The following is a 22,223-nucleotide window of genomic DNA, read 5'->3' as shown; positions in this document are numbered from 1 at the left end:
TCGCTACGCACCCGGCGTCAGGGGCCGGTCCCGTACGCGGGTCAGGTGGGAGTCGAAGACCTCGTCGGCGTCGGGGGTCAGGGTGCGCAGGGCCACCAGGGCCGTGATCGCCACGTCGCACAGTTCGGACTGGACGTCCTCCCAGGTGTGGGTGACGCCCTTGCGCGGGTTCTGGCCGGTGGCGCCGATCACCGCCTCGGCGACCTCGCCGACCTCCTCGGAAAGCTTGAGGATGCGCAGCAGGACGCCTTCCGGGCCCGCGTGCGCGCGTGTCGCCTCCAGGCGGGACCAGAGTGCGTCGATCGTCGGCCACAGGGGTGCGGGCTGCTGAGCGGTCATGCCCCGCAGCCTGCCACGCCGGCGGCAGTCCCGGCGCCTGTTCCTCGCCGCCTGTGCGGCCCGGCGCCGCGGGCGTCTACTCCTCGAACAGGGCCTCCTGCTCGCCCTCCGTCTTGCGTCGCACCCGGCGCGTCCGTGCGCCCACCACCAGGGCCGTGCCCGCGGCGGCCACGCCCAGGGCGGCCGGCACCATCCATCCGCGGTCGAAGACGTGGCCGATGGCGTGGTCCAGGGACAGCCGGCCCGGCCCGGTCACCGCGAGGCCCGCGGCGGCCAGGCCCAGGCTCGCCGCGTGCTCGTAGCCGCCCTCCTGCGCGAAGAAGCCGTTGGGCATGTGGACCGCCGCGGCCCCGGCCATCGCGCCGGCCGCCGCCGCCCCGGCCGCCGGGGTCGCGAGGCCCAGGGCCAGCAGGGTGCCGCCGCCCGCCTCCGCGAGGCCCGCCGCCGTCGCGCTCGCCTTGCCCGGCGCGTAGCCGACGGACTCCATGAACTGGCCGGTGCCCTCCAGACCGTGTCCGCCGAACCAGCCGAACAGCTTCTGCGCGCCGTGCGCCGCGAGCACCCCGCCCGTCCCCAGCCGGAGCAGCAGCAGGCCCAGATCGCGTCGGTCGTAACAGGTCACGGTGACTCCCCAGCAGGCAGGCGGACGGATCGCTCTCGTGTCTCCACCGTCGCAGCTCCCACACCGCCGGGCCCGCCCTGGATGGCGTTCGGGTGGCGGGTCCGGGGGAGCGGTGTGAGCCTGACGCCATGACGATTCAGCCAGCCAAGCTCCGCGATCCGTCCGTCCGGGCCTTCGTCAACGCCGTCAACTCCCATGACCGGGAGGGGTTCCTGTCTCTCCTCGCGCCCGGCGCGACCATGGCCGACGACGGCTCCGACCGGGATCTCGCCGACTGGATCGACCAGGAGATCTTCTCCACCCACGGGCACCTCGAGGTCGACAACGAGTCCAACGGCGGCCGCAACCTCCTCGCCCGCTACCGCAACGACACCTGGGGCGAGATGCGCACCCGGTGGTCCTTCACCGTCGAGGACGACGGGCGGATCTCCCGCTTCGAGACCGGCCAGGCCTGACCCGCGGCCCGCCCCCGCCGGCCGCACACCGGCCGCGTACCGGCGCCGCCCCGGGGCTTGTGCTCGTGCGCGCCTCAACTCTCGGTCAGCGTCGGGATGAGGTTGAACGACTGGAAGATGATGCCGATCTTCTCGGCGCGCAGCCGGGTCAGCCGGGCCTCGCCGAGGGTGGCGAGGTCGACGCCGTCCAGTTCGACGGCGCCGGACGTCGGCCGGTCGAGACCGCCGATCATCTGGAGCAGTGTGGACTTGCCGCCGCCCGTCGGGCCCTGGATGACGAGCTGGTCGCCGTCCGCGATGGTGAGGTCGACGCCGCGCAGCGCCTCGACCGTCTCCTTGCCCTGGGCGCCGACCTGGCCTTGGTGACCGTCATGTCGGTGCCGAGGCCGTAGAGCGACTTCAGGGCCTTGTCCTGCGCCTGCGTCATGCCGGCCGACACCGAGTTGACGGTGATGACCAGCGCGATTCCGAGCGCCAGACCCATCGCGACGACCAGAGCGGCCTTCTTGCGGCGGCTCAGCTCGCGCCTGAGACAGATGCCGAACATCCCGTTCCTCGGAGGTTGTCGGCGCCCGATGTGGGCGCGGCCACAAGCTAGGGAGGAACCTTTGAGGCGGACTGAGTAAAAGATGTGTCAGAGCTGAGAAAAAGAGGTGGGCGACCAAAATTTCATAAGACAGCAAATTCCCATGCCATTGAGGGCGTCCTGCCAGGAATCCCCTGTTGGGTGCGGTGTACGGTCCCGGGGTGCGTGATTGTTCCCGGCTCAGCCGACGTGCCGTCCTCGGACTGACGGCCGCCGCCCTTCCCCTGTCCGCGGCCGCCCCGGCCGCCGCCGCCGAACCCGCCGTCGTCGGCGGTGAACGGCTGGCCCGAACCGGCGTCCAGGTGCGCGGTGCCACCGGACTGCCCAAGAAGCTCGACGCCCGCTCGTGGCTGGTCGCCGACTGCGAGAGCGGCGAGGTGCTCGCCTCGTTCAACGCCCACCGGCGGCTGGCGCCCGCGTCCACCCTGAAGATGCTGTTCGCGGACACCGTGCTGGCCAAGTTCGAACGGACCGCACGGCACCGGGTCACCGACGCGGACCTCGCCGACATCCCGGCCGGCTCCAGCCTCGTAGGCATCAAGCCCGGCATCACCTACACCGTGGAGCAGCTCTGGCAGGGCGTGTTCCTGCGCTCCGGCAACGACGCCGTGCACGTGCTCGCGCACATGAACGGCGGTGTCGCGAAGACGGTCGCGGAGATGCAGGCCAGGGCCGAGGACCTGCAGGCCCTGGACACCCATGTGGTCAGCCCCGACGGCTTCGACCACAAGGGGCAGCTCTCCTCGGCGTACGACCTCACGCTGTTCGCCCGGCACGGCCTGAAGGACCCCGACTTCCGCGAGTACTGCGGCACGCGGATCGCCGACTTCCCGGCGGGTGGCAAGAAGACCTTCCAGATCCAGAACACCGACCGCCTGCTCACGGGGGCCTGGGGGCTGGGCACGTACGACGGCCTGATCGGTGTGAAGAACGGTTACACCAGCCACGCCGGCAACACCTTCACCGGTGCGGCCACCCGCGGCGGACGCACCCTGCTGGTCACCGTGATGCATCCGGTGGCCGGCAGCAACGCGGTGTACGAGCAGACCGCGGCGCTGCTCGACTGGGGCTTCGGGCACGGGCGTTCGGCCCAGGCGGTGGGCGCGCTGGTGACCCCGCTCAGCGAGGGCGGCGCGAGCGCCACCCCGGCGCCCCCGGGCAAGGCGGCCAAGCCCGCGGCCGGCGCTCCCGGCACGGCGTCGAAGGGTCCTTCGGCGTTGCGGCTGGTGGAGGGCGGCGCCGGGACGGCGGCGCTGCTGGGCGCGGGTGCGTGGGCGCTGCGCCGCAAGCTCCGGGCGAGGCCGGCGGCCGCGACCGCGGGCGACGACGCGGGCGTGCCGGAGGCGGAGACCGAGCCGGAGCGTGAGTCCGGAGGACGGCACCGGCGCTGAACCGCCGGGCAGGAATGCGGCGGCGGCCGTTCCACCGACCGGTGCGCACCTCGCGGTCCCACGCGAGGTCCACCCCCAACTCCGGTCCGGTGGAACGGCCGCCGTCTTCCCCCCTGGGTATGGCTTCGGAACCCCCGCGCCCCAAGTGTGAAGCTCTTGTGGAGGAAAGTTGAGCATATGCGGTCGACCGGCCGCAATAGTGCGGACTTTCAAATTCCGTTTGTGTGAGGCGTGAAGCCGGGGAGAGGTCCGGGCCGAGCCGGGTCCCGGCCCCGCCCTCAGCCCCGCCCGACGTACGGCATCGCCGTCGCCAGCACCGTCGCGAACTGCACGTTCGCCTCAAGAGGCAGCTCGGCCATGTGCCGCACGGTGCGCGCCACGTCGGCCACGTCCATCACCGGCTCGGGCACGACCTCCCCGTCGGCCTGGAGCGCACCGGTCGCCATACGGGCCGTCATGTCGGTGGCCGCGTTGCCGATGTCGATCTGCCCGACCGCGATCCGGTACGGCCGCCCGTCCAGCGACAGCGACTTGGTCAGGCCGGTCAGCGCGTGCTTGGTCGCGGTGTAGGCCACCGACATCGGGCGGGGCGTGTGCGCGGAGATCGAGCCGTTGTTGATGATCCGGCCGCCCTGCGGGGACTGCTCCTTCATCTGCCGGTACGCCGCCTGCGCGCACAGGAACGCCCCGTTGAGGTTGGTGTCCACCACGTGCCGCCAGGCGTCGTAGGGCAGCTCCTCGACCGGCACCCCACCGGGACCGAACGTGCCGGCGTTGTTGAACAGCAGGTCGACCCGCCCGAACAGCTCCACCGTCGCCGCGAACAGCGCCGTGACCTCCTCGGGGCGGGACACGTCGGTGCGCACGGCGAGCGAGGGCCCCTCGGGCACCAGCCCCGCCGTCTCCTCCAGCGTCTCCATCCGCCGGCCGGCCAGCGCCACGGACCAGCCACCGCGCGACAGCTCCACGGCGACGGCCCGCCCGATGCCGGAGCCGGCGCCGGTCACCACCGCGATCTTCGATTGCCTGTCAGTCATGGCACCGCAGCGTAGGCTCGAAGTCCGCCATGCGGAATCAGGTGTCCGCCATACGGGCAACCTCAAGGCACTCTCAGGCGTGACCCTGAAGGCCGGACGAGCAGATGTGGCCGAGCGAGCCGCCCAGGTGGTACTGCGAGCGCTCCTGCCGGGTCAGGTCGCGCCCGACGGCGCGGCAGATCCGCTGCGTCCACGTGTCGGGCCGGGGGAGGGCGACCTGCCAGAGGCGCACCGTGTGGTCGTCGTTGCCGGTGACGAGGGTGCGGCCGTCGGGGCTGAAGGCTTCGGAATCCACGGCGCCGTTATGACTGCTGAGGATGCCCACCGTCCTTCCGGTGGCCGTGTTCCACAGCCGCACGGTGCCGTCGGCACTGGCGGAGGCGAGTGTACGGCCGTCCGGGCTGAACGCCACCGAGTACACGGTGTCGGTGTGACCGTTGAGGGTGGTCCGGACCGTCGCCGACGCCACGTCCCACAACACGACGCTGTTGTCGTCGCTGCCGGACGCGAGGGTGCGGCCGTCCGGGCTGAACTGCACCCGGTACACCGGGCTGGTGTGACCCTGCAGAGTGGCACGCAGATGGCCGGTTTCCATGTCGTAGAGCCGGACGTAGTCGTCGGTGCTGCCGACGGCGAGCGTACGGCCGCCCGGACTCACCGCGACATCGAGGACGCCGACGAGCCTCTCGTTCGGCAAGGTGATCGGGTGGGGGCGTTCGCGGCCGGTGGCGACGTCCCACCGCCGGACCGTGGCGTCCAGGCTGCCGGTGACCAGGGTGCGCCCGTCAGGACTGAACCCCGCCGAGGTCACCTCGTTGGTGTGTCCGCGCAGCAGGTGGCGCAGCTTGCCGGCCGCCACGTCCCACAGTCGTACGGTGTTGTCGGCGCTCGTGCTGGCGAGGGTGCGGCCGTCCGGGCTGAACGCCGTCGCCTCCACCTTTCGGGAGTGGCCCTGCAAGGTGGCGCGCTTTCTGCCCGTCGCCGTGTCCCACAGGTCCACCTTCTTGTCGGCACCGCCGGAGGCCAGCATCCGGCCGTCCGGACGGAACGCGACGGCGTCCACGCTCTCGGTGGGCCCGGTCAGGGTGGCCCGGACCGTGCCCGTGACCATGTTCCACATCCGCACCGTCCGGTCGGTGCTGCCGCTGGCGAGCATGCGGCCGTCCCGGCTGAAGGCCAGTGCGTCGACGGTGTCGGTGTGGCCTTTGATCGTGATGCGGTCGGTACCCGTGGCCACGTCCCACAACCGGATGGTGTTGTCACCGCTGCCGGAGGCGAGGGTGCGGCCGTCCGGGCTGAAGGCCAGTGTGTCGACGAAGGCGGTGTGGTCGCTCAGGGTGGCGCTGGTCGCACCGGTGGCCGTGTCCCAGAGCCGTACGGTCTGGTCGTCGCTGCCGGAGGCGAGTGTACGGCCGTCCGGGCTGAACGCCACAGCCTCCACACCATCGGTGTGGCCCTTGAGCACCCGCCCGGTACCGGCGGCCGGGTCCCACAACCGCACCGTCCTGTCCCTGCTGCCGGAGGCGAGCGTGCGGCCGTCCGGGCTGAACGCCACCGACTGGATCGAGTCGCCATGGCCTTTCAGGTAGGCGAGCGGGTCTCCGGTGGCCGGGTCCCACACTCCGACCTCGCCGTCGCCGCCGCCCGTCGCCAGAAGGCGCCCGTCCGGACTGAACGTCACGGACTGTACGTAGGAGTTGTCGGCGATGAAGGACCTGCGGGTCCGTCCGGTGGCCGTGTCCCAGAGCCGTACGGTCTGGTCGTCGCTGCCGGTGGCGAGCGTACGGCCGTCCGGGCTGAACGCCACCGTGTTGACGAGGTCGTGGTGGCCTTTCAAGGTGGCGCGCAGCCGGCCGGTGGCCGTGTCCCACAGTCGCGCGGTCCTGTCCGTGCTCCCGGTGGCGAGGGTGCGGCCGTCCGGGCTGAGCGCCAGCGCCTGCACCGGGCCGTTGTGGCCGGTCAGCCGCTGCCTCAGCGGCAGGGCCGCCGCGTTCGCCAGGCTCTCGGCCGCTTCCCGGGTCGGGCTCGCCCGGTAGGCCGCGACCGCCAGGAGAGAGGCGGCGTCGGGCTGTGTGGCGATGAGCGAGGTGGACTGGGTCGCCAACTGCCGGGACAGCGCCGCCTGCCGCTGGGCGACCGCCGTCCGCCACTGCCAGAGGACACCGCCCGAGACGAGGAGTACGAGGACGAGCAGGGTGGCGAGGACGGAGTTGAGGCGCCTGCTGCGCCGGATGGCGGCCTGCTGGTGGTCCTTACCGGCGGTGATGAAGGCGGTGACGTCGTCCGGCAGGCGACGCTGCTGGAGCCAGTCGAGGCCCTCGGCGAGGGCGGTCCCCCGGAGGAGGTCACCGGGATCACCGCTCCGGGCCCAGCGGGCGCACTGGTGGCGGGTGCGTTCGAACCACTCGTGGAACCGGTGGTCCTGGGCCACCCAGTCGCGCAGGGTGTCCCAGTCCCGGATCAGGGCGTCGTGGATCAGCTCCGCGACGGGCTCCGCCGTGCTCGTCCGGGAGAGGTCGGAGGCCTCGGGCGCGTAGGTGGTGATGATGCGATGCCGGACGAGCGTGGCCAGCACCTCGTCGAAGTCGCCGTCACCGGACGTGCCGTCGGGGTCGGCCGCGAGACCGCGGAGTGACCGGAGGGAGACCTGCTTGCGGATGGCGGGTATGTGGTGGTCGGGGTCGGCCGGGCGAACCAGCGAGGTCAGGATGCGCTGGGCCACCGGGCGTTGCCCGGGGGTGAGCTGTTCGAGGGCGGTGTCGCACCAGGTGGTCAGGCTGCCGGTGACTCCGCCGACGCGCCGGTAGGCATCGTGGGTCAGATACCCCTCGTCGCGGCGCTGCCAGAGTTGACTCAGCGCCAGTTCGAGCAGCGGCAGCACGGTGACCGGGGCCCGCCGGCTGGCGGCCAGCTCCGGGGTGATGGCCAGCACGTCGGCGATGATCTGCTCGGGCAGTCCGTGCTCCAGGCACGCGCCCGCCGCCTCGGCAGGCCGGGTGATGATGTCGCGCAGGTCCTGCTCGTCGAGGGTGCGGGGGATGTTGAGCAGACCGGGCACCGCGGCTTCCAGCAACTTGGGTGCCAGGGCCGCCTGGTGAGGGTAGAAGTCGTCGCGCATGACCAGGATCACCGTGAGCTTGGCATGCGACTTGACCGCCGTGGTGATCCGGTCCGTCGCGGCCAGGCGCCGGTCCACGTCCCCGCGCGTGGAGGGCAGCGTGAGGAGTTCCTCGAACTGGTCGATGATCAGCACGACGCGTTCCGCGTCGGGTTCGGCCGCCAGCCTGCGGGTGACGGCCTCCGCGATCCCGTCCTCGGAGGCCCCGGGCAGCCCCGCGCGTTCCAGTTCGGCCAGCAGGTCCTTCCGGGGGCGGGTCAGCACCGGCAGCCACCTGTCGCTCCCCGGGAGCGCGCCCGCGGCCAGCTGGGGCACGATTCCGGCCTGCACGAGCGAGGACTTGCCCGAGCCGGAAGGGCCGAGGAGCAGGGTCACGCGGTGTTGCTGCAGGTTCGTCAGCACCTGGCGCACCGCGTCCTTGCGGCCCTCGTACCACTGGGCGTGTTCCGCGGTGAACGGCTCCAGCCCCCGATAGGGGCACACGTCGCGGACGGTCAGCTCCGGCCAGATCTCGCGCAGGGTGCGGGTGGGGATGACGTAGGCGATGCCCTGGCCCCGTTCATAGGCGTCGGGGGCGGCGATCTCGGTCAGCATGCCTACCACCAGGCCGGTGACCTCGTCCACGACCGGGCCACCGCTGAAGCCCGTGGTCAGGTCGTTCGCCCCCGTCAGTTGCAGATGGCCGGCCCTGCCCTTGCCCGGCAGCAGGTCGCCGGCCTGGCCGTAACCGAAGTGGCCACCCGTCGGGGCCTGGGCGGGAAATCCGAACGAGCGTACCCGGTGGCCCCGGCAGCCGCCGGTGGAACCCAGGGGCAGCGGTCGCGCCCCGGCCGGGGCGCCGCGCAGCCGGATCACGGCCACGTCCTCGTCCTCGGGGTCCCGCCACCCTTCGGCCAGGACCAGGCCCCGCATCGAGTGCACCCCCTCCACGTGGGGGAAGCGCAGCGACACGTGCTCTCCGGGCCCGGAGCCGGCGGCCTCCACCACGTGCGCGCACGTCACCAGCACGTCCTCCGTGACCAGGAAACCGGCACCGGCGACCCGTTCACCGGAGTCCAGGACCTGGGCCACGGCGCTCAGCAGTTCCGACAGGGGGGCGAGGGCCTCGCCCCTGACACCGACGTCCATGGGAACGACCCGCTTACTCCCGGCGCGAGGGCAGGGATGGTGTCTCTCAGGTGACAGCGGTAGATGGACTCATCGCCGACTGACCATCAGTTTCTCGCCTTTTCGTGCTAATCGCAATCGTGATATAGGGGGATTTTATGTAGAACGTTCATTCACCGAGGAGAAGTTGACGGACCAATTTCTCAGACGACCGCGGCGGCGGTCACCGCGTCGTCCCCCGGGTACCGCACCCCGATCCGGTCGCGGATCGTGTCCAGCGTGCGCATCACCGCGAGGCTGCCCGCCAGCGGCACGAGCGGTGACTCCTTCTCGCCCGCGCGCAGCGCCCGCATGACCTCCCGCGCCTCGTGCCGCAGGCTGGTGCGCGGGCCGTCCTCCGGTGCGGCGGTGAACTCCTCGGGCTCACGCCCGTCGCGGTGCAGCACGAAGCGGTCGGGGTGGAAGAAGCCCGCGGGGACGTCGATCCGGCCGCGCGAGCCGGTGACCGACGCGGTGACCGCCGTACCGCCCACGATGGAGCAGTGCACCGAGGCCAGCGCCCCGCTCTCCCAGGACAGCAGGGCGCCCGTCTGGAGGTCGACGCCCTCCCGCGAGAGCACCGCCCGCGCCACCACCTCGTCCGGCTCGCCCAGCAGGAGCTGCGCGAAGGAGACCGGGTACACCCCGAGGTCCAGCAGCGCGCCGCCGCCCAGCGCGGGGTCCCGCAGCCGGTGCGCCGGCGGGAACGGCCCGGCCAGCCCGAAGTCGGCCTGCACCGAGCGCACCTCGCCGATCGCCCCGTCCCGCACCAGCGCCGTCAGCCGCCGGACCAGCGGGTTGCAGTACATCCACATCGCCTCCATCAGGAAGCGGTCGTGCTCCTTGGCCAGCGCCACCAGTTCCTCGGCCTCGCGCAGGTTCAGCGTGAACGCCTTCTCGCACAGCACGTTCCGCCCGGCCGTGAGGCACAGCCCGGCCGCCGTCCGGTGCGCCGCGTGCGGGGTCGCCACGTACACGACATCGATGTCCGCGTCCGCGGCCAGCGACTCCCAGTCGCCGTAGGCACGCGTCACCCCGAACCGCTCGGCGAACGCCTCCGCCGACTCCCGGCTGCGCGAGCCGACCGCCACGATCTCCGCGTCCGGCAGATCCACCAGATCCGCCGCGAAGGCCGCCGCGATGCCGCCCGTCGCCAGGATCCCCCACCGCACGCTCTGCTCCGCCATCCCGCCCCGCCCTCGTCCGTGTGTGCCTCGGCAGTGTGTACGAGCTGAGAGCATAGGTGCCGGTCAGTACGAGAGGGAGGGACCCATGCCCGAGCACGCGGCGGCACCGGCACCGGAGACGGGGCAGCAGCCCACCACCGCACCGGCCCCGGCCGCCGCCCGGCGCACCGGCCTGCTCGTCACCCTGGTGCTCGGCGGCCTCACCGCCACACCCCCGCTCGCGATGGACATGTACCTCCCGTCCCTGCCGGAGGTCACCCGCACGCTGCACGCCCCCGCCGCGACGGTGCAGCTCACCCTCACCGCCTGCCTGGCCGGCATGGCGCTCGGGCAGCTCGTCGTCGGGCCGATGAGCGACCGCTGGGGCCGCCGCCGCCCGCTGCTGGCCGGCCTCGCGCTCTACCTCCTCGCCACCGCCCTGTGCGCGGTGGCCCCGAACGTCGAGGCACTGGTCGCCCTCCGGCTGGCGCAGGGCCTCGCGGGCGCGGCCGGCATCGTCATCGCGCGGGCCGTCGTACGCGACCTGTACGACGGCGTCGCCATGGCCCGCTTCTTCTCCACCCTGATGCTGATATCCGGGACCGCGCCGATCGTGGCCCCGCTCATCGGCGGACAGATCCTCAGGGTGACGGACTGGCGGGGCGTGTTCGCCGTCCTCACCGTCGTCGGCGCCGCGCTCGCCGTCGTCGTCTGGCTGCGGCTGCCCGAGACGCTGCCGCCCGCCCGGCGGCACGGCGGGGGAGTGGGCGAGGCCCTGCGCGCCATGCGCGGCCTGCTCGCCGACCTCCCCTTCACCGGCTACCTGCTGGCCGGCGGCTTCGCCTTCGCCGCGCTGTTCGCCTACATCAGCGCCTCCCCGTTCGTCGTCCAGGAGATCTACGGCGCCTCCCCGCAGACCTTCAGCCTGCTCTTCGGTCTGAACTCGGTCGGCCTGGTGATCGCGGGGCAGGTCAACGGCAAGGTGCTGGTGGGCCGGGTCAGCCTGGACAAGGTGCTCGGCACCGGCCTCGCGGTGATCGTGCTCGCCGCGACCGCCCTGCTGCTGATGGCCTGCGGCGCGTTCGGCGACGTCGGGCTCGCCCCGGTCGCGGCCGCCCTGTTCGTGCTGATGTCCGCGATGGGCATCACCCTGCCCAACGCCCAGTCACTGGCCCTGCTGCGCACCCGGCAGGCCGCCGGTTCCGCCTCCGCGCTGCTCGGCACCGCCTCCTTCCTCGTCGGAGCGATCGCCTCCCCGCTCGTCGGCGTCGCCGGAGAGCACACCGCCGTGCCCATGGCGATCGTCCAACTGGCGGGCGCACTGGTCGCCGCGGCCTGCTTCGTGGGAATGTGCCGTCCTTGGAACACACGTGCGGATTCGGAGGGGGACCAGAACTGAGCGCACCGCGACTGCGCGCCGGCACACCCGAGCGCGCCGGGCTCGACCCCGTCCAACTCCGCCACCTGGCCGAGGAGGTGCACGCCCTCACCGCCGGAGCGCGCCCCTGGGCCGCCGGTGCCGTCGTGCTGGCCGGGCGCGGCCCGGTGATCGCCGTCGCCGAGGCGTCCGGCTGGGCCGTGCGCCACGCCCGCTACGACCCCGTCACCGGCACCGGCGTGGAACTGCCGCCCGCCGACCGGGTGCCGGTCACCGTCGACACCCCCTTCGACCTGGCCTCCCTCACCAAGCTGTTCACGTCCGTCGCCGCCGTGCAGCAGATCGAGCGCGGCACCCTCGGCATGGACGCCCGCGTCGGCGCGTACCTGCCGGAGTTCACCGCGGCCGCCGAACACGGCATCACCGTGCGGCAGTTGCTCACCCACACCTCCGGGCTGCGCCCCGAACTCCCGCTGTACGACTGTCCGGACGACACCGCCAGGCTCGCCCTGCTGCGCGCCGAGGCACCCGTCGCCGCGCCCGGCACCCACCTCTACTCGGACCTGAACATGCTGCTGCTCCAGTTCGTGCTGGAGCGGATCACCGGCCGCAGCCTCGACGTGCTCATCGCGGACGGCATCACCCGCCCGCTCGGCATGACGGCCACCACCTTCGGACCCTGCCCCGGCGCCGCGGCCACCGAGGACCAGCGGCGGCCGTGGGCCAAGGCGGACCGGGGGATGCTGCGCGGCCAGGTCCACGACGAGAACGCCTGGGCGCTCGGCGGCGTGGCGGGCCACGCGGGCCTCTTCTCCACCGCGCACGACCTCGCGGTCTTCGCCCGCACCCTGCTGGCCGGCGGCGGGTACGGGCCCGCCCGCGTCCTCGGCCCCGACTTCGTGGAACTCCTGCTGACCCCGCCGGGCCTGGGCTTCGCCGTGGACCAGCCGTGGTTCATGGGCGAACTCGCGGGCCGGGGCGCGGCGGGGCACACCGGCTTCACCGGCACCTCACTGGTCCTGGACCCGGCGACGGACACCTTCCTGGTCCTGCTCGCCAACACGGTCCACCCCCGTCGCCGGGCCCCCGACAGCCGCCCGAGGGCCGCACTCGCCACCTACCTGGCACGAGCGGTCGTCTGAGCCCTCACCGGAGAACGGCGACCGGGGTGCGGGCCCGGCGGCAGGATTGCGGGGCTCGTGGGCCAGGGCCGCCCGGGACGGGGCGGTCGGGGGGCGGAGTGGCCCCGGGTCGGAGGGGGCCGGGGGGCCGGAGCCGCCCCGGGACGGAGCGGTCCAAAGGGCGGTGTCCCCAGCCATACAATCGCCAGGTGAACGCCCCCGCCTCGCCGGCCGAAGCCCTCCGCGGCACCCTCGCGGAACTGCTCGCCGGTCTTCCGCCCAGCCAGGCCGCCGGAGCCGTGGAACGGCTGATCGCCAAGTACCGGGGCGACACCCCCACCCACGCCCCGATCCTCCGCGACCGCGCCGACGTCGCCGCCTACGCCGCCTACCGCATGCCGGCCACCTTCGAGGCGGTCCGCTCCGCGCTGGAGGCGTTCGCACAGGCCGTGCCCGGGTGGACGCCCGCCGGGCATGTCGACGTCGGCGGCGGCACCGGCGCCGCCACCTGGGCCGTCACGGAGACCTGGCCCGGCGAACGCGACGTCACCGTGCTGGACTGGGCCGAGCCCGCGCTCGCCCTCGGCCGGGAGATCGCCGCCGCCAACCCGGACCTGAGCCGCGCCCGCTGGCAGCGGGCCCGGATCGGCACCGAGCTCACCCTGGAACCCACCGACCTCGTGACGGTGTCGTACGTCCTCAACGAACTCGCCGAGGCCGACCGCGCCGCCCTCGTCGACGCCGCCGCGGCGGCCGCCCGGTCGGTCGTGATCGTGGAGGCCGGCACCCCCGCGGGCTACGCGCGGGTCATCGAGGCCCGCGACCGGCTGGTCGGGGCCGGGTTCCGGGTCGCCGCCCCCTGCCCGCACAGCGCCGCCTGCCCCATCGTCCCCGGCACCGACTGGTGCCACTTCTCCGCCCGGGTCAGCCGCTCCTCCCTGCACCGCCAGGTCAAGGGCGGCTCCCTGGCCTACGAGGACGAGAAGTTCAGCTACGTCGCCGCCACCCGGCTGCCCGTGGCACCGGCATCCGCCCGTGTCGTGCGGCGCCCGCAGATCCGCAAGGGCCAGGTGCTCCTCGACCTGTGCGAGACCGACGAGCGCCTGAGCCGTACGACGGTCACCAAGCGTCACGGCGCCCTCTACCGGGCCGCCCGGGACGCGGACTGGGGCGACCCCTGGCCGCCGCCGGACGCGTCCGCCTGACCGGCGCGCTTGTTAGCGTCACCCCCATGGTCAAGAAGCCCGCCCCCGACGCCACCCGCCGCAGCGAGAAGTCCCGGCGGGCGATCTACGCCGCCGCCCTCGCCCTGGTCGCCGAGGCCGGGTACCCCAGGACCACCGTCGAGGGGATCGCCGCCAGGGCCGGGGTCGGCAAGCAGACCATCTACCGGTGGTGGGGGTCCAAGGCGGACGTCCTGCTGGAGGCCTTCCTCGACCTCGGCGAGCAGATGGCGCGGGCGGCCGGGCAGGAGGCGTCCGCCGTCCCCGACACGGGCGACCTCGCCGCCGACCTCAAGGCGGTGCTGCGGGCCACGGTCGACGAACTCCTCGACCCGCGCTTCGAGGTGCCCGCCCGCTCCCTGGCCGCCGAGGGCCTGGTCAACGAGCAGGTCGGCCGCGAGTTCGTCACCAAGCTCCTCGAACCCCAGCTCCAGCTCTACGTGGGCCGGCTGCGCTCCGCGCAGGCCACCGGGGCGGTGCGCGCCGACGTCGATCCGCGCATCGCGCTGGAGCTGTTCGTCTCCCCGCTCGCCCAGCGGTGGCTGCAGCGCACCGGCCCGATCTCCTACGACTACACGGACACGCTGGTCGACTACGCGCTGCACGGCATCGCCCCGCGCTGACCGTCGCCCGGGCCGCCCGGTCCGTGACGCACGTCTGTGAGGCACGTCTCGCCCGCATCGCCCGGATTGCCCCACAGGCACCCCGAAGCAGGGGAAGGTGGGACGATAGGGCATGCTGGCCGCACCACAGCGAGGCGACCACGGCGAGGCGAGGGGTAGATGAGCGCGACGTTCGGCGGCCGGTCCGGCCGGCAGGGCAGACTCTCCCAGTGGCTGCTCGGGCGCCGCCCGAAGGAGACCGCCGCCGACACCGGCGGCCGCGAGGCCCTGCTGCTCTCCGTCGCCGCGGCCGGGCTGCCCCTGGCCCCCGCCGCGCACCCCGGCCCCGGCTACGGCTGCTCCTGCGACCGCGTCGGCTGCCCGACCCCGGCCCGGCACCCGGTGTCGTTCGCCTGGCAGACCCAGTCCACGACGGACCGCGCGCAGATCGAGCGCTGGGCCCGGCACCAGCCGGAGGCCAACTTCATCACCGCCACCGGCATGACGCACGACGTCCTGGACGTGCCCCTGGAGGCCGGCCGCGAGGCGCTCGACCGGCTGCTCGGGGCCGGCGTCGAGGTCGGCCCGGTCGCCGAGAGCGACGACGGCCGCATGCTGTTCTTCACCCTCACCCGCGGCACCCCCGAGGACGAGGACGAGTGGTGGCCCTGCGCGCTGGACTGCCACCCCGAGACCATGGACGAGCACCCGGGGCTTCGCTGGCACTGCCGCGGCTCCTACGTCCTCGTACCGCCGGCCCGGCTGCCGGGCGAGGACCGCGGGGTGCACTGGGTGCGCGGCCCGGAGCAGCCGCTGCCCGACCCGCTGAGCCTGCTGGAGGCGCTCACGGACGCCTGCGCCCGGCACGTCGGCACAGACACCGGCCGGGCGGACGCCGCCTGGCCCCTGCGGCACTGAGCCGCGCGGGCGGCACCCCGCAAGCGGTGGTCGAGGTCCCGGGCGGGCCTACTCGCCCTGCGCGGCCGTCAGCCCCCGCACCTGGCCCAGGATCGACACCGGGCCGCTGCCCGCCGGGACGAGGGCGGCCTCGTTGGAGACGATCTCCAGCGTCAGCGACTGCTTGACCTCGCCCTTGGTCAGGGCCCGCACGTCCTTGTTCGGGACCGGCACGGAGGTGCCCGCGGCGGCGGTCTGCTTCTCGAAGTGGTGCGTGGTGAAGAACACCAGCGCCCCGCCGTCCGCCGTGCGCAGCGCGAGCGGCGCGTAGTCGCCGCGGCTCAGCGGCTCGTCGATGTACTGCCGCACCAGGCCCGGCTTCTTCGCCCGCTTCGCGCGGTCCGCGCGCAGAGCGCTGGTGCTCCGCCCGTCCGCGAAGGTCTTCCCGCCGTCCTGCAGATAGCGCGCGTAGGCCCTGCTCAGACCGGCGGGCAGCACGGCGAGGCCCGGGGCGTCCGCGGGGACGGTCTCGGCGAACCCGTCCGCGTCCTTCCTGAACTCCGGTACGGCGCCGGGCGCCACCAGCGTCAGATACGCGGCCTTCCACTGCTCGTCGAGCCCGTGGCGGGTGAACACCATCAGCCAGCGGGCGTTGCCCCCCACGTTGCCCTTGGCGTCCGCGACGAACCAGCGGGGCCAGCCGGCCTTCGCGGGGATCGTGAAGTGCGCGTCCGTCAGCTCCAGCGGCGTGTGGCGGGGGTTGCCGGAGGGGTTGTTGACGTGCCCGGCCTTCAGCCGGGCCCCGTCGATGTCGGCGAGGGCGCCGGTGACCTGCCCCGCGTCCAGGGAGCGGTCGTAGGCCTTGTCGGCCTTGTTGTAGGCGTCCGTGAACCGGACGAGCGCCTTGGCGGCCTCGGCGCGGGTGGTGGCAGGCAGCACCTCGCGTTCCCCGTGCACCACCACGCATCCGCTCGCCGTCATCGACAAAGCGGTCAGCGAGGCCGCTATGAGTGCGTTCCGGTCACGCCTGCGAAGCCCACGACGACCGCGATCCCTGCTCATGAAGTGCCTTCACCCTCCCCTTTCCGGAGGCGAACCCTACCGGGACGGGGACACGCGCGGGTGGCCGGTTCACGCACTCGGTACCGTCCACCCCCGCCGTCACTCGGCGGCCGGGACCCGCTCCTCGGCCGCCGGAGCGGCCGCGCTCCGCCCGCCGCCCTTGAGGCGGGCCAGGAACTCGGGCGTGGCCAGGAAGACGGCCAGGGTCGGCACCAGGTAGAGGGCCCACACCGCCAGCTGCACGACGGTCGGGTCGGGCTGGAAGTTGAAGACGCCCTTGAGGAGGGTGCCGTACCAGCTGTCCGGCGGGATCGTGCCGCTGATGTCGAAGGCCAGGTCGGCGATGCCCGGGATCCAGTTGGCCTCCTGGAGGTCGTGGAAGCCGTACGCCAGCACGCCCGCCGCGACCACCACCAGCATCCCGCCGGTCCAGGTGAAGAACTTGGCCAGGTTGATCTTCAGGGCGCCGCGGTAGAACAGCCAGCCGAGCAGGACCGCCGTGGCCAGGCCGAGGGCCACGCCGAGCAGCGGGCGCGGGGTGCCGTCGGAGGCGGCGTGCACCGAGGCCCACACGAACAGGGCGGTCTCCAGGCCCTCCCGGCCGACGGCCAGGAACGCGGTGGCGACCAGCGCGCCGGTGCCCATGGCGAGGGCCGCGTCCAGCTTGCCGTGCAGTTCGGACCTCAGGTGCCGGGCGGTGCGCCGCATCCAGAACACCATCCAGGTCACCAGGCCGACGGCGATGACGGACAGCGAGCCGCCGAGCGCCTCCTGCGCCTCGAACGTCAGCTCCTGGGAGCCGAACTCCAGGGCGCAGCCGAAGCCCATGGCGATGGCGACGGCGATGGCGATGCCGATCCAGATCGGCTTCAGGGCGTCCCTGCGGCCGGTCTTGACCAGGTAGGCGATCAGGATGCAGACGACGAGGCTGGCTTCCAGGCCCTCGCGCAGGCCGATCAGGTAGTTGGAGAACACGGGCTACGCCTCCTCGGAGAACAGCGTCCGCCCCCACCAGTCGTCCTTGTCCCGGACGCCGGGCGGGACGGCGAAGACAGCCGAACCCACGTGCTGGATGTACTCGTTGAGCGCGTCTTTCGACGACAGCTGCCGCTGCAGCGGGATGAACCCCTTGCGGACGTCGCGCTGATAGGCCAGGAAGAACAGGCCCGCGTCGAGGCGGCCGAGGCCGTCCGTGCCGTCCGTGAAGGAGTAGCCCCGGCGCAGGATCGTGATCCCGTTGTTGGAGTCGGGGTGCGCGAGCCGCACGTGCGCGTCGGGCTTCATCGCCTTCAGGAACGGCTTGTCGTGCTCCTTGGCCTTGCCGACCGGGGCGCCCTCGCCCTTGTCCCGGCCGAAGACGTCCTCCTGCTCCTGCAGCGAGGTGCGGTCCCAGGTCTCGATGTTCATCCGGATGCGGCGGGCGACCAGGTAGGACCCGCCGGTCATCCAGGACTCGTCCTTGCCGCCGTCGCCGTCGCCGACCCACACGAACTTCTTCAGCCGGTCCGTCTCGGTGCCCGCGATGTTGCGGGTGCCGTCCTTGAAGCCCATCAGGTTGCGGGGCGTCTGGGCGTCCGGGGTGGTGGAGGAGGTCTTGCCGAAGCCGAGCTGGGACCAGCGGATGGCGACCTTGCCGAAGCCGATGCGGGCCAGGTTGCGGATGGCGTGCACGGCGACCTGGGGGTCGTCCGCGCAGGCCTGGATGCACAGGTCGCCGCCGGTGCGGGCCCGGTCCAGGTTGTCGCCCGCGAACTTGGGCAGGTCGACGAGGGCCTCGGGCCGCTTGCCGGCCAGGTCGAACCGCTCGAACAGGGACGGTCCGAACCCGATCGTCAGCGTCAGCCGGGAGGGCTTGAGACCCAGGGCCTCGCCGGTGTCGTCCGGCGGTGCCTCGGCCAGTCCGCCGAACGCGCCCTCACCGACCGCGTGACCGGCGGTCATCCGGCGGGCGGCGGCCGTCCAGTCCTTCAGCATCCGCACGAACTCGGCGCGGTCGTCGGTCTTCACGTCGAACGCGGCGAAGTGCAGCCGGTCCTGGACCGGGGTGGCGATGCCCGCCTGGTGGGCGCCGTGGAACGCGACGGCGCCGCCCGCCTCGGCGGCGGCGGGGTCCGCGTCGTCGCCGGCCCGGGTCGCGGCCACGGCACCGCCGGCCGCGACGGCACCGAGCGCGAGCCCGGCACCGCCCCAGCCGATCAGCGCACGGCGGGACGGGGAGCCGGCGGTGTCCTGGGTCTCGGTCATGCCTGTCCCTCCTACTTCACGACCGCGGCGGCGAGCTTGGACAGCGGCTCCGCGAGGGCGTTGACCGCGTCCAGCAGCTCCTTGGTCTGGTCCTTGGTGAGCTTGTCGTAGGAGACGAAGTCGTAGGAGTTCTTGTCGGAGCGGTACTTGTCGAGCAGCGTGCCGAGCGCGGCGAACTGCTTGTCCAGCTCCTTGGCCAGCGCCGGGTCGTTCTTCGTCGCGACCGGCTTGAGCAGCTCGTACGCCTTCTGCGCGCCCTCGACGTTGCCCTTGAAGTCGACCAGGTCGGTGTGCGAGTAGCGCTCCTCCTCACCGGTGACCTTGCCGGTGGCGACCTCGTCGAGCAGCTCCTTGGCGCCGTTGGCCATGGAGGAGGGGGTGATCTCGGCCTTGCCGACCCGCTTCTGCCAGTCCTTCAGGTCGCCGACCAGCTGGTCGGCGAGGGTCTTCTCCTCGGCGCCGATCTTCTTGTCGGCCCACAGGGCCTTCTCCAGGCGGTGCCAGCCGGTCCACTTCTGGCCGTCCTCCAGGCCGTCCTCGCGGACGTCGACCTTGGGGTCGATGTCGCCGAAGGACTCGGCGACCGGCTCGGTGCGCTCCCAGCCGAGGCGCGAGGGCGCGTACGCCTTCTTGGCGGCCTCCAGGTCGCCGTCCTTGACGGCCTTCACGAAGGTCTCGACGAGCGGCAGCGTCTGGTCGGCCTGGTCCTGCGCGTACTGGCGGTAGTCGGCGACTGCCTTGTCGAGCCTCGGGTCGCGCTTGGCGGTGGTGCCGCCGCCGGTCACGGTGAGCTTCTGCCGGACGCCGTGGCCCTTCATGCCGGGGCGGCAGGCGATCTCGTACGAGCCGGCCTTCACCTCGGCGGTCAGCGTGTACTTGGTGCCGGGGCCGATGTTCTCCTTCTCGGAGACGATCCGGTCGTCCGGGAACAGGATCTCGACCTCGGTGGCCTTCGCGCCCTTGTTCTCTATCTTCAGCGTGACCTGCCCGGCCGGCACCGACTTGGTGGAGGTCTCGCACTTGGCGTCGGCCGCGGTCACCCGGATCGCGTCGCCGTCGGCGGCGTCGCTCTTCGCGGTGCAGGCCGAGAGGGCGGTCAGGGCCGCCACGGCGGTGGCGGCGGTGACGGTCAGTCGGACGGCTCGCATGCAGGCTCCCAGCGGATCCGGTGTGGTGAGGCTGCCCTAACTTACCTGAGGCTTACCTCAGTACTGCCCGGCGGGGTCGTGATTCAGCTCTCACCGGGGGCGGTGTTTCAATTCCGGAGTGACTGATTACGACGTACTCCGCGTCTTCTGCGCGCCCAACGGCGGCTACGGCAATGAACTCGGTGTCGTGCGGGAGGGCTCGGTGCTGCCCGGGCGGGACGACCGGCAGGAGCTCGCAGCGAAGCTCGGGTTCAGCGAGACCGTGTTCGTGGACGACCCCGAGCGCGGAGTGATCGACATCTACACGCCCACCCTGCGCCTGCCCTTCGCCGGTCACCCCTGCGTGGGCGCGGCCTGGCTGCTGGACGTGCCCGAACTGGTCACGCCCGCCGGGGAGGTCGGCGTCCGCCTCGACGGCGAGTTCAGCTGGATCGAAGCCCGCGCGGAGTGGGTCCCGCCGCGCACCCTGCGCCAGTTCGCGAGTGCCGCCGAGGTCGACGCCCTGACCGTCCCGCCGCCCGGCGAGTGGGTCTACGCCTGGGCCTGGGAGGACGAGGCGGCCGGCCGGGTCCGCGCCCGGGCCTTCCCCGGCCGCGACGACGGGATCGAGGAGGACGAGGCGACCGGCGCCGCGGCGCTGCTCCTGACCGACCGGCTGGGCCGCGCCCTGAACATCACGCAGGGCAGGGGCTCGCAGATCCTGACCGCGCCGCAGCCGCACGGCTGGGTGGAGATCGGCGGCCGGGTCCTCCTGGAGCGCTAGCGCAAAGTCCCGCCTGCCCCACGACGCAGGCGGCGTCCGGCCTAGGGCCTGTTGCGAAAGTGGTCCTCTGCCGTGCGACGCCAGGCACGCACTCTCGCCGCACCGCCCGAAAGCCCGAGTACGCCCGGTACGAGGACTTCCGGGCGGTACGCCGAGAGCACGCACCGGACGCCGCCCGGCCGCCCTTCGGGCGACGAGGCCACTTTCGCAACAGGCCCTAGGCGCTCAGCGGGAACTCCGCGCCCAGGGCCCGGAAGACCCCGGTGTTCAGCTCGAACGCCCGACGGCACTCCGCCACGATCCGCTGCCGCTCCAGCTCGTCCGCCTCGACGGCGTCCAGCAGTTCGCGGTACCCGCGCTTGAACGCGGCCGGGTTGGCGATGTCCTCGAAGACGTAGAAGCGGACGCCGTCACCCTTGCGCGCGAAACCCCAGGTGCGCTCCGCGCGGTCCCGGACGACCTGGCCGCCGGAGAGGTCGCCCAGGTAGCGGGTGTAGTGGTGGGCGACGTACCCGCCGGGCCAGTCCTCGGCGCACTCCCGGACCCGGTCGGCGTACGCCCGGGTCGCGGGCAGGGCGGACAGTGTGGAGCGCCACCCCGGACCCCGCAGGTGCGCCAGGTCCCGCTCCAGCGCGGGCAGTCGCAGCAGCTCCGGCCGGAGGAAGGGCCCGGCCACCGGGTCCGCCGCCAGCCGCCCGGCGGTGCTCTCCAGGGCCTCGTAGACGAACCACAGCTGCTCGGTGTAGCGGGCGAACGCGGCCACGCCGAGCCGGCCGCCGAGCAGGTCGCTCATGAACGTCGAGGTCTCCGCCTCCACGTGCTGCTCGTGGGACGCCGTGCGGATCACGGTCGAGAACGACTCCATGGACTCTCCCCGGTTTGCCGACCTGCTGTCGGTAACTTTACCGACAGGGTGTCGGAAAAACATCCGGAGCCCGCTCCGGATGTGCGGGAAGCCCGCCCCGGGCGCCGGGGCGGGCTTCAGGAGGACGGGCGGCCGGCACGCCGGCGGGCCGTCACGGCAGGGTGAGGATCTCCGCCCCGGTCTCCGTCACGACCAGCGTGTGCTCGAACTGGGCCGTCCGCCTGCGGTCCTTGGTCACGACCGTCCAGCCGTCGTCCCACATGTCGTACTCGTGGGTGCCCAGCGTCAGCATCGGCTCGATCGTGAAGGTCATCCCCGGCTGCATCACGGTCGTCGCGTGCGGGCTGTCGTAGTGCGGGATGATCAGACCGGAGTGGAACGAGGAGCTGATCCCGTGACCCGTGAAGTCACGGACGACGCCGTAGCCGAACCGCTTGGCGTAGGACTCGATGACCCGGCCGATGACGTTGATCTGCCGGCCCGGCCTGACCGCCTTGATCGCCCGGTTCAGCGACTCCCGGGTCCGCTCCACGAGCAGCCGGGACTCCTCGTCGACGTCACCCACCAGGTAGGTGGCGTTGTTGTCGCCGTGCACCCCGCCGATGTACGCCGTGACGTCCAGGTTGACGATGTCGCCGTCGTCGAGGACCGTCGAGTCCGGGATGCCGTGGCAGATGACCTCGTTGACCGAGGTGCACAGCGACTTCGGGAAGCCGCGGTAGCCGAGCGTGGACGGGTAGGCGCCGTGGTCGCACATGTACGCGTGGGCGACCTGGTCCAGCTGGTCCGTGGTGACACCGGGCGCGATGATCTTCGCGGCCTCCTCCATCGCCTGCGCGGCGATGCGGCCGGCGACGCGCATCGCCTCGACGGTCTCCGGGGTCTGCACCTCCGGACCGGTGTACGGCGCCGGCGCGGGCTTGCCGACGTACTCGGGGCGGCGGATGTTCCCGGGTACCGAGCGGGTGGGGGAGAGTTCCCCTGGTACGAGCAGCGACTGGGCGGACATGTCAGCGAGTCTAACCAGCGGGCTCGGGGGAACATGTCGATGGCGAGAGGA

19 protein-coding genes and 2 pseudogenes are annotated in these 22,223 nt (G+C 72.7%); 8 read left to right on the top strand and 13 right to left on the bottom strand.

The window, feature by feature from the left end:
• Window positions 1–3: 3 nt before the first annotated feature.
• Window positions 4–339 (bottom strand): MazG-like family protein, encoded by a 336-nt coding sequence (locus PV343_RS27610; RefSeq protein ID WP_319149691.1) that lies wholly within the window; start codon window positions 337–339, stop codon window positions 4–6.
• A gap of 76 nt (window positions 340–415) precedes the next feature.
• Window positions 416–961, bottom strand: a complete 546-nt coding sequence (locus PV343_RS27605; RefSeq protein ID WP_319149690.1) for a DoxX family membrane protein — start codon at window positions 959–961, stop codon at window positions 416–418.
• Between the two features lie 128 nt (window positions 962–1,089).
• On the opposite strand from PV343_RS27605, the gene PV343_RS27600 reads away from it, so the two are divergent.
• On the top strand, window positions 1,090–1,416 hold the full coding sequence (locus PV343_RS27600; protein WP_319149689.1) for a nuclear transport factor 2 family protein: 327 nt from the start codon (window positions 1,090–1,092) through the stop codon (window positions 1,414–1,416).
• 83 nt (window positions 1,417–1,499) lie between these two features.
• Here PV343_RS27600 and PV343_RS27595 read toward each other — a convergent pair.
• Together PV343_RS27595 and PV343_RS27590 are read right to left on the bottom strand one after the other, a co-directional pair.
• A pseudogene (locus tag PV343_RS27595) lies at window positions 1,500–1,736 on the bottom strand (ATP-binding cassette domain-containing protein); the annotation flags it as partial.
• A gap of 23 nt (window positions 1,737–1,759) precedes the next feature.
• A pseudogene (locus tag PV343_RS27590) lies at window positions 1,760–1,963 on the bottom strand (ABC transporter permease); the annotation flags it as partial.
• Window positions 1,964–2,163: 200 nt separating this feature from the next.
• On the opposite strand from PV343_RS27590, the gene PV343_RS27585 reads away from it, so the two are divergent.
• Window positions 2,164–3,393: a D-alanyl-D-alanine carboxypeptidase family protein gene (locus PV343_RS27585; protein WP_319149687.1), complete on the top strand. Its 1,230-nt coding sequence runs from the start codon at window positions 2,164–2,166 to the stop codon at window positions 3,391–3,393.
• A gap of 278 nt (window positions 3,394–3,671) precedes the next feature.
• Here PV343_RS27585 and PV343_RS27580 read toward each other — a convergent pair whose 3' ends face one another.
• From PV343_RS27580 to PV343_RS27570, 3 genes are all read right to left on the bottom strand, one after another.
• Window positions 3,672–4,430 (bottom strand): SDR family oxidoreductase, encoded by a 759-nt coding sequence (locus tag PV343_RS27580; RefSeq protein ID WP_319149686.1) that lies wholly within the window; start codon window positions 4,428–4,430, stop codon window positions 3,672–3,674.
• A 73-nt stretch (window positions 4,431–4,503) separates the two neighbouring features.
• Window positions 4,504–8,676, bottom strand: coding sequence for a trypsin-like peptidase domain-containing protein (locus tag PV343_RS27575; protein WP_319149685.1), 4,173 nt, complete (start codon window positions 8,674–8,676; stop codon window positions 4,504–4,506).
• Window positions 8,677–8,858: 182 nt separating this feature from the next.
• Window positions 8,859–9,881 carry a Gfo/Idh/MocA family protein gene (locus PV343_RS27570; protein ID WP_319149684.1) on the bottom strand — a complete coding sequence of 341 codons (1,023 nt, stop codon included), beginning with the start codon at window positions 9,879–9,881 and terminating at the stop codon, window positions 8,859–8,861.
• 85 nt (window positions 9,882–9,966) lie between these two features.
• Here PV343_RS27570 and PV343_RS27565 point away from each other — a divergent pair, with 85 nt between their 5' ends.
• The 5 genes from PV343_RS27565 (at window position 9,967) to PV343_RS27545 (ending at window position 15,102) form a co-directional block, all read left to right on the top strand.
• Window positions 9,967–11,259 (top strand): multidrug effflux MFS transporter, encoded by a 1,293-nt coding sequence (locus tag PV343_RS27565; RefSeq protein WP_319149683.1) that lies wholly within the window; start codon window positions 9,967–9,969, stop codon window positions 11,257–11,259.
• Window positions 11,211–12,380: a serine hydrolase domain-containing protein gene (locus tag PV343_RS27560; RefSeq protein ID WP_319149682.1), complete on the top strand. Its 1,170-nt coding sequence runs from the start codon at window positions 11,211–11,213 to the stop codon at window positions 12,378–12,380. The genes PV343_RS27565 and PV343_RS27560 overlap by 49 nt, the downstream gene beginning before the upstream one ends.
• Window positions 12,381–12,568: 188 nt before the next feature.
• Window positions 12,569–13,564 carry a small ribosomal subunit Rsm22 family protein gene (locus PV343_RS27555; RefSeq protein ID WP_319149681.1) on the top strand — a complete coding sequence of 332 codons (996 nt, stop codon included), beginning with the start codon at window positions 12,569–12,571 and terminating at the stop codon, window positions 13,562–13,564.
• 26 nt (window positions 13,565–13,590) lie between these two features.
• The gene (locus PV343_RS27550) at window positions 13,591–14,205 is read left to right on the top strand and encodes a TetR/AcrR family transcriptional regulator (RefSeq protein WP_319149680.1); all 615 of its coding nucleotides are present in this window, start codon (window positions 13,591–13,593) and stop codon (window positions 14,203–14,205) included.
• Between the two features lie 159 nt (window positions 14,206–14,364).
• Window positions 14,365–15,102, top strand: coding sequence for a bifunctional DNA primase/polymerase (locus PV343_RS27545; RefSeq protein ID WP_319149679.1), 738 nt, complete (start codon window positions 14,365–14,367; stop codon window positions 15,100–15,102).
• A gap of 48 nt (window positions 15,103–15,150) precedes the next feature.
• On the opposite strand, the gene PV343_RS27540 is transcribed toward PV343_RS27545, so the two are convergent.
• From PV343_RS27540 to efeO, 4 genes are all read right to left on the bottom strand, one after another.
• Window positions 15,151–16,143 (bottom strand): hypothetical protein, encoded by a 993-nt coding sequence (locus tag PV343_RS27540; protein WP_319149678.1) that lies wholly within the window; start codon window positions 16,141–16,143, stop codon window positions 15,151–15,153.
• A 99-nt stretch (window positions 16,144–16,242) separates the two neighbouring features.
• The gene (gene efeU, locus PV343_RS27535) at window positions 16,243–17,118 is read right to left on the bottom strand and encodes an iron uptake transporter permease EfeU (protein ID WP_319149677.1); all 876 of its coding nucleotides are present in this window, start codon (window positions 17,116–17,118) and stop codon (window positions 16,243–16,245) included.
• A gap of 3 nt (window positions 17,119–17,121) precedes the next feature.
• The gene (gene efeB, locus PV343_RS27530; RefSeq protein WP_319149676.1) at window positions 17,122–18,387 is read right to left on the bottom strand and encodes an iron uptake transporter deferrochelatase/peroxidase subunit; all 1,266 of its coding nucleotides are present in this window, start codon (window positions 18,385–18,387) and stop codon (window positions 17,122–17,124) included.
• Window positions 18,388–18,398: 11 nt separating this feature from the next.
• On the bottom strand, window positions 18,399–19,535 hold the full coding sequence (gene efeO, locus PV343_RS27525) for an iron uptake system protein EfeO (protein ID WP_319149675.1): 1,137 nt from the start codon (window positions 19,533–19,535) through the stop codon (window positions 18,399–18,401).
• Between the two features lie 118 nt (window positions 19,536–19,653).
• On the opposite strand from efeO, the gene PV343_RS27520 reads away from it, so the two are divergent.
• Complete coding sequence (locus PV343_RS27520) at window positions 19,654–20,298, top strand: PhzF family phenazine biosynthesis protein (protein WP_319149674.1); 645 nt, start codon at window positions 19,654–19,656, stop codon at window positions 20,296–20,298.
• Window positions 20,299–20,515: 217 nt separating this feature from the next.
• Here the strand turns inward: PV343_RS27520 and PV343_RS27515 are convergent, their stop codons facing one another.
• Window positions 20,516–21,163, bottom strand: coding sequence for a heme oxygenase (biliverdin-producing) (locus tag PV343_RS27515; RefSeq protein ID WP_319149673.1), 648 nt, complete (start codon window positions 21,161–21,163; stop codon window positions 20,516–20,518).
• 151 nt (window positions 21,164–21,314) lie between these two features.
• Window positions 21,315–22,172: a type I methionyl aminopeptidase gene (gene map, locus PV343_RS27510; RefSeq protein WP_319149672.1), complete on the bottom strand. Its 858-nt coding sequence runs from the start codon at window positions 22,170–22,172 to the stop codon at window positions 21,315–21,317.
• Window positions 22,173–22,223 lie beyond the last annotated feature (51 nt).

Origin of the sequence: Streptomyces sp. WI03-4A, assembly GCF_033792105.1 — a bacterium.
In the GTDB taxonomy this organism is placed as follows: domain Bacteria; phylum Actinomycetota; class Actinomycetes; order Streptomycetales; family Streptomycetaceae; genus Streptomyces; species Streptomyces collinus_A.
The sequence above is the reverse complement of the archived record's forward strand: the minus strand, read 5'-3'. Positions and strand labels throughout refer to the sequence as shown.

Coding starts and splice junctions, on each gene's coding strand:
- PV343_RS27580 (WP_319149686.1), bottom strand. CDS start 4,430: ATGACTGACAGGCAATCGAAGATCGCGGTGGTGACCGGCGCCGGCTCC.
- efeO (WP_319149675.1), bottom strand. CDS start 19,535: ATGCGAGCCGTCCGACTGACCGTCACCGCCGCCACCGCCGTGGCGGCC.
- PV343_RS27550 (WP_319149680.1), top strand. CDS start 13,591: ATGGTCAAGAAGCCCGCCCCCGACGCCACCCGCCGCAGCGAGAAGTCC.
- PV343_RS27570 (WP_319149684.1), bottom strand. CDS start 9,881: ATGGCGGAGCAGAGCGTGCGGTGGGGGATCCTGGCGACGGGCGGCATC.
- PV343_RS27575 (WP_319149685.1), bottom strand. CDS start 8,676: ATGGACGTCGGTGTCAGGGGCGAGGCCCTCGCCCCCCTGTCGGAACTG.
- map (WP_319149672.1), bottom strand. CDS start 22,172: ATGTCCGCCCAGTCGCTGCTCGTACCAGGGGAACTCTCCCCCACCCGC.
- efeB (WP_319149676.1), bottom strand. CDS start 18,387: ATGACCGAGACCCAGGACACCGCCGGCTCCCCGTCCCGCCGTGCGCTG.
- PV343_RS27515 (WP_319149673.1), bottom strand. CDS start 21,163: ATGGAGTCGTTCTCGACCGTGATCCGCACGGCGTCCCACGAGCAGCAC.
- PV343_RS27540 (WP_319149678.1), bottom strand. CDS start 16,143: ATGAGCAGGGATCGCGGTCGTCGTGGGCTTCGCAGGCGTGACCGGAAC.
- PV343_RS27600 (WP_319149689.1), top strand. CDS start 1,090: ATGACGATTCAGCCAGCCAAGCTCCGCGATCCGTCCGTCCGGGCCTTC.
- PV343_RS27610 (WP_319149691.1), bottom strand. CDS start 339: ATGACCGCTCAGCAGCCCGCACCCCTGTGGCCGACGATCGACGCACTC.
- PV343_RS27565 (WP_319149683.1), top strand. CDS start 9,967: ATGCCCGAGCACGCGGCGGCACCGGCACCGGAGACGGGGCAGCAGCCC.
- PV343_RS27545 (WP_319149679.1), top strand. CDS start 14,365: ATGAGCGCGACGTTCGGCGGCCGGTCCGGCCGGCAGGGCAGACTCTCC.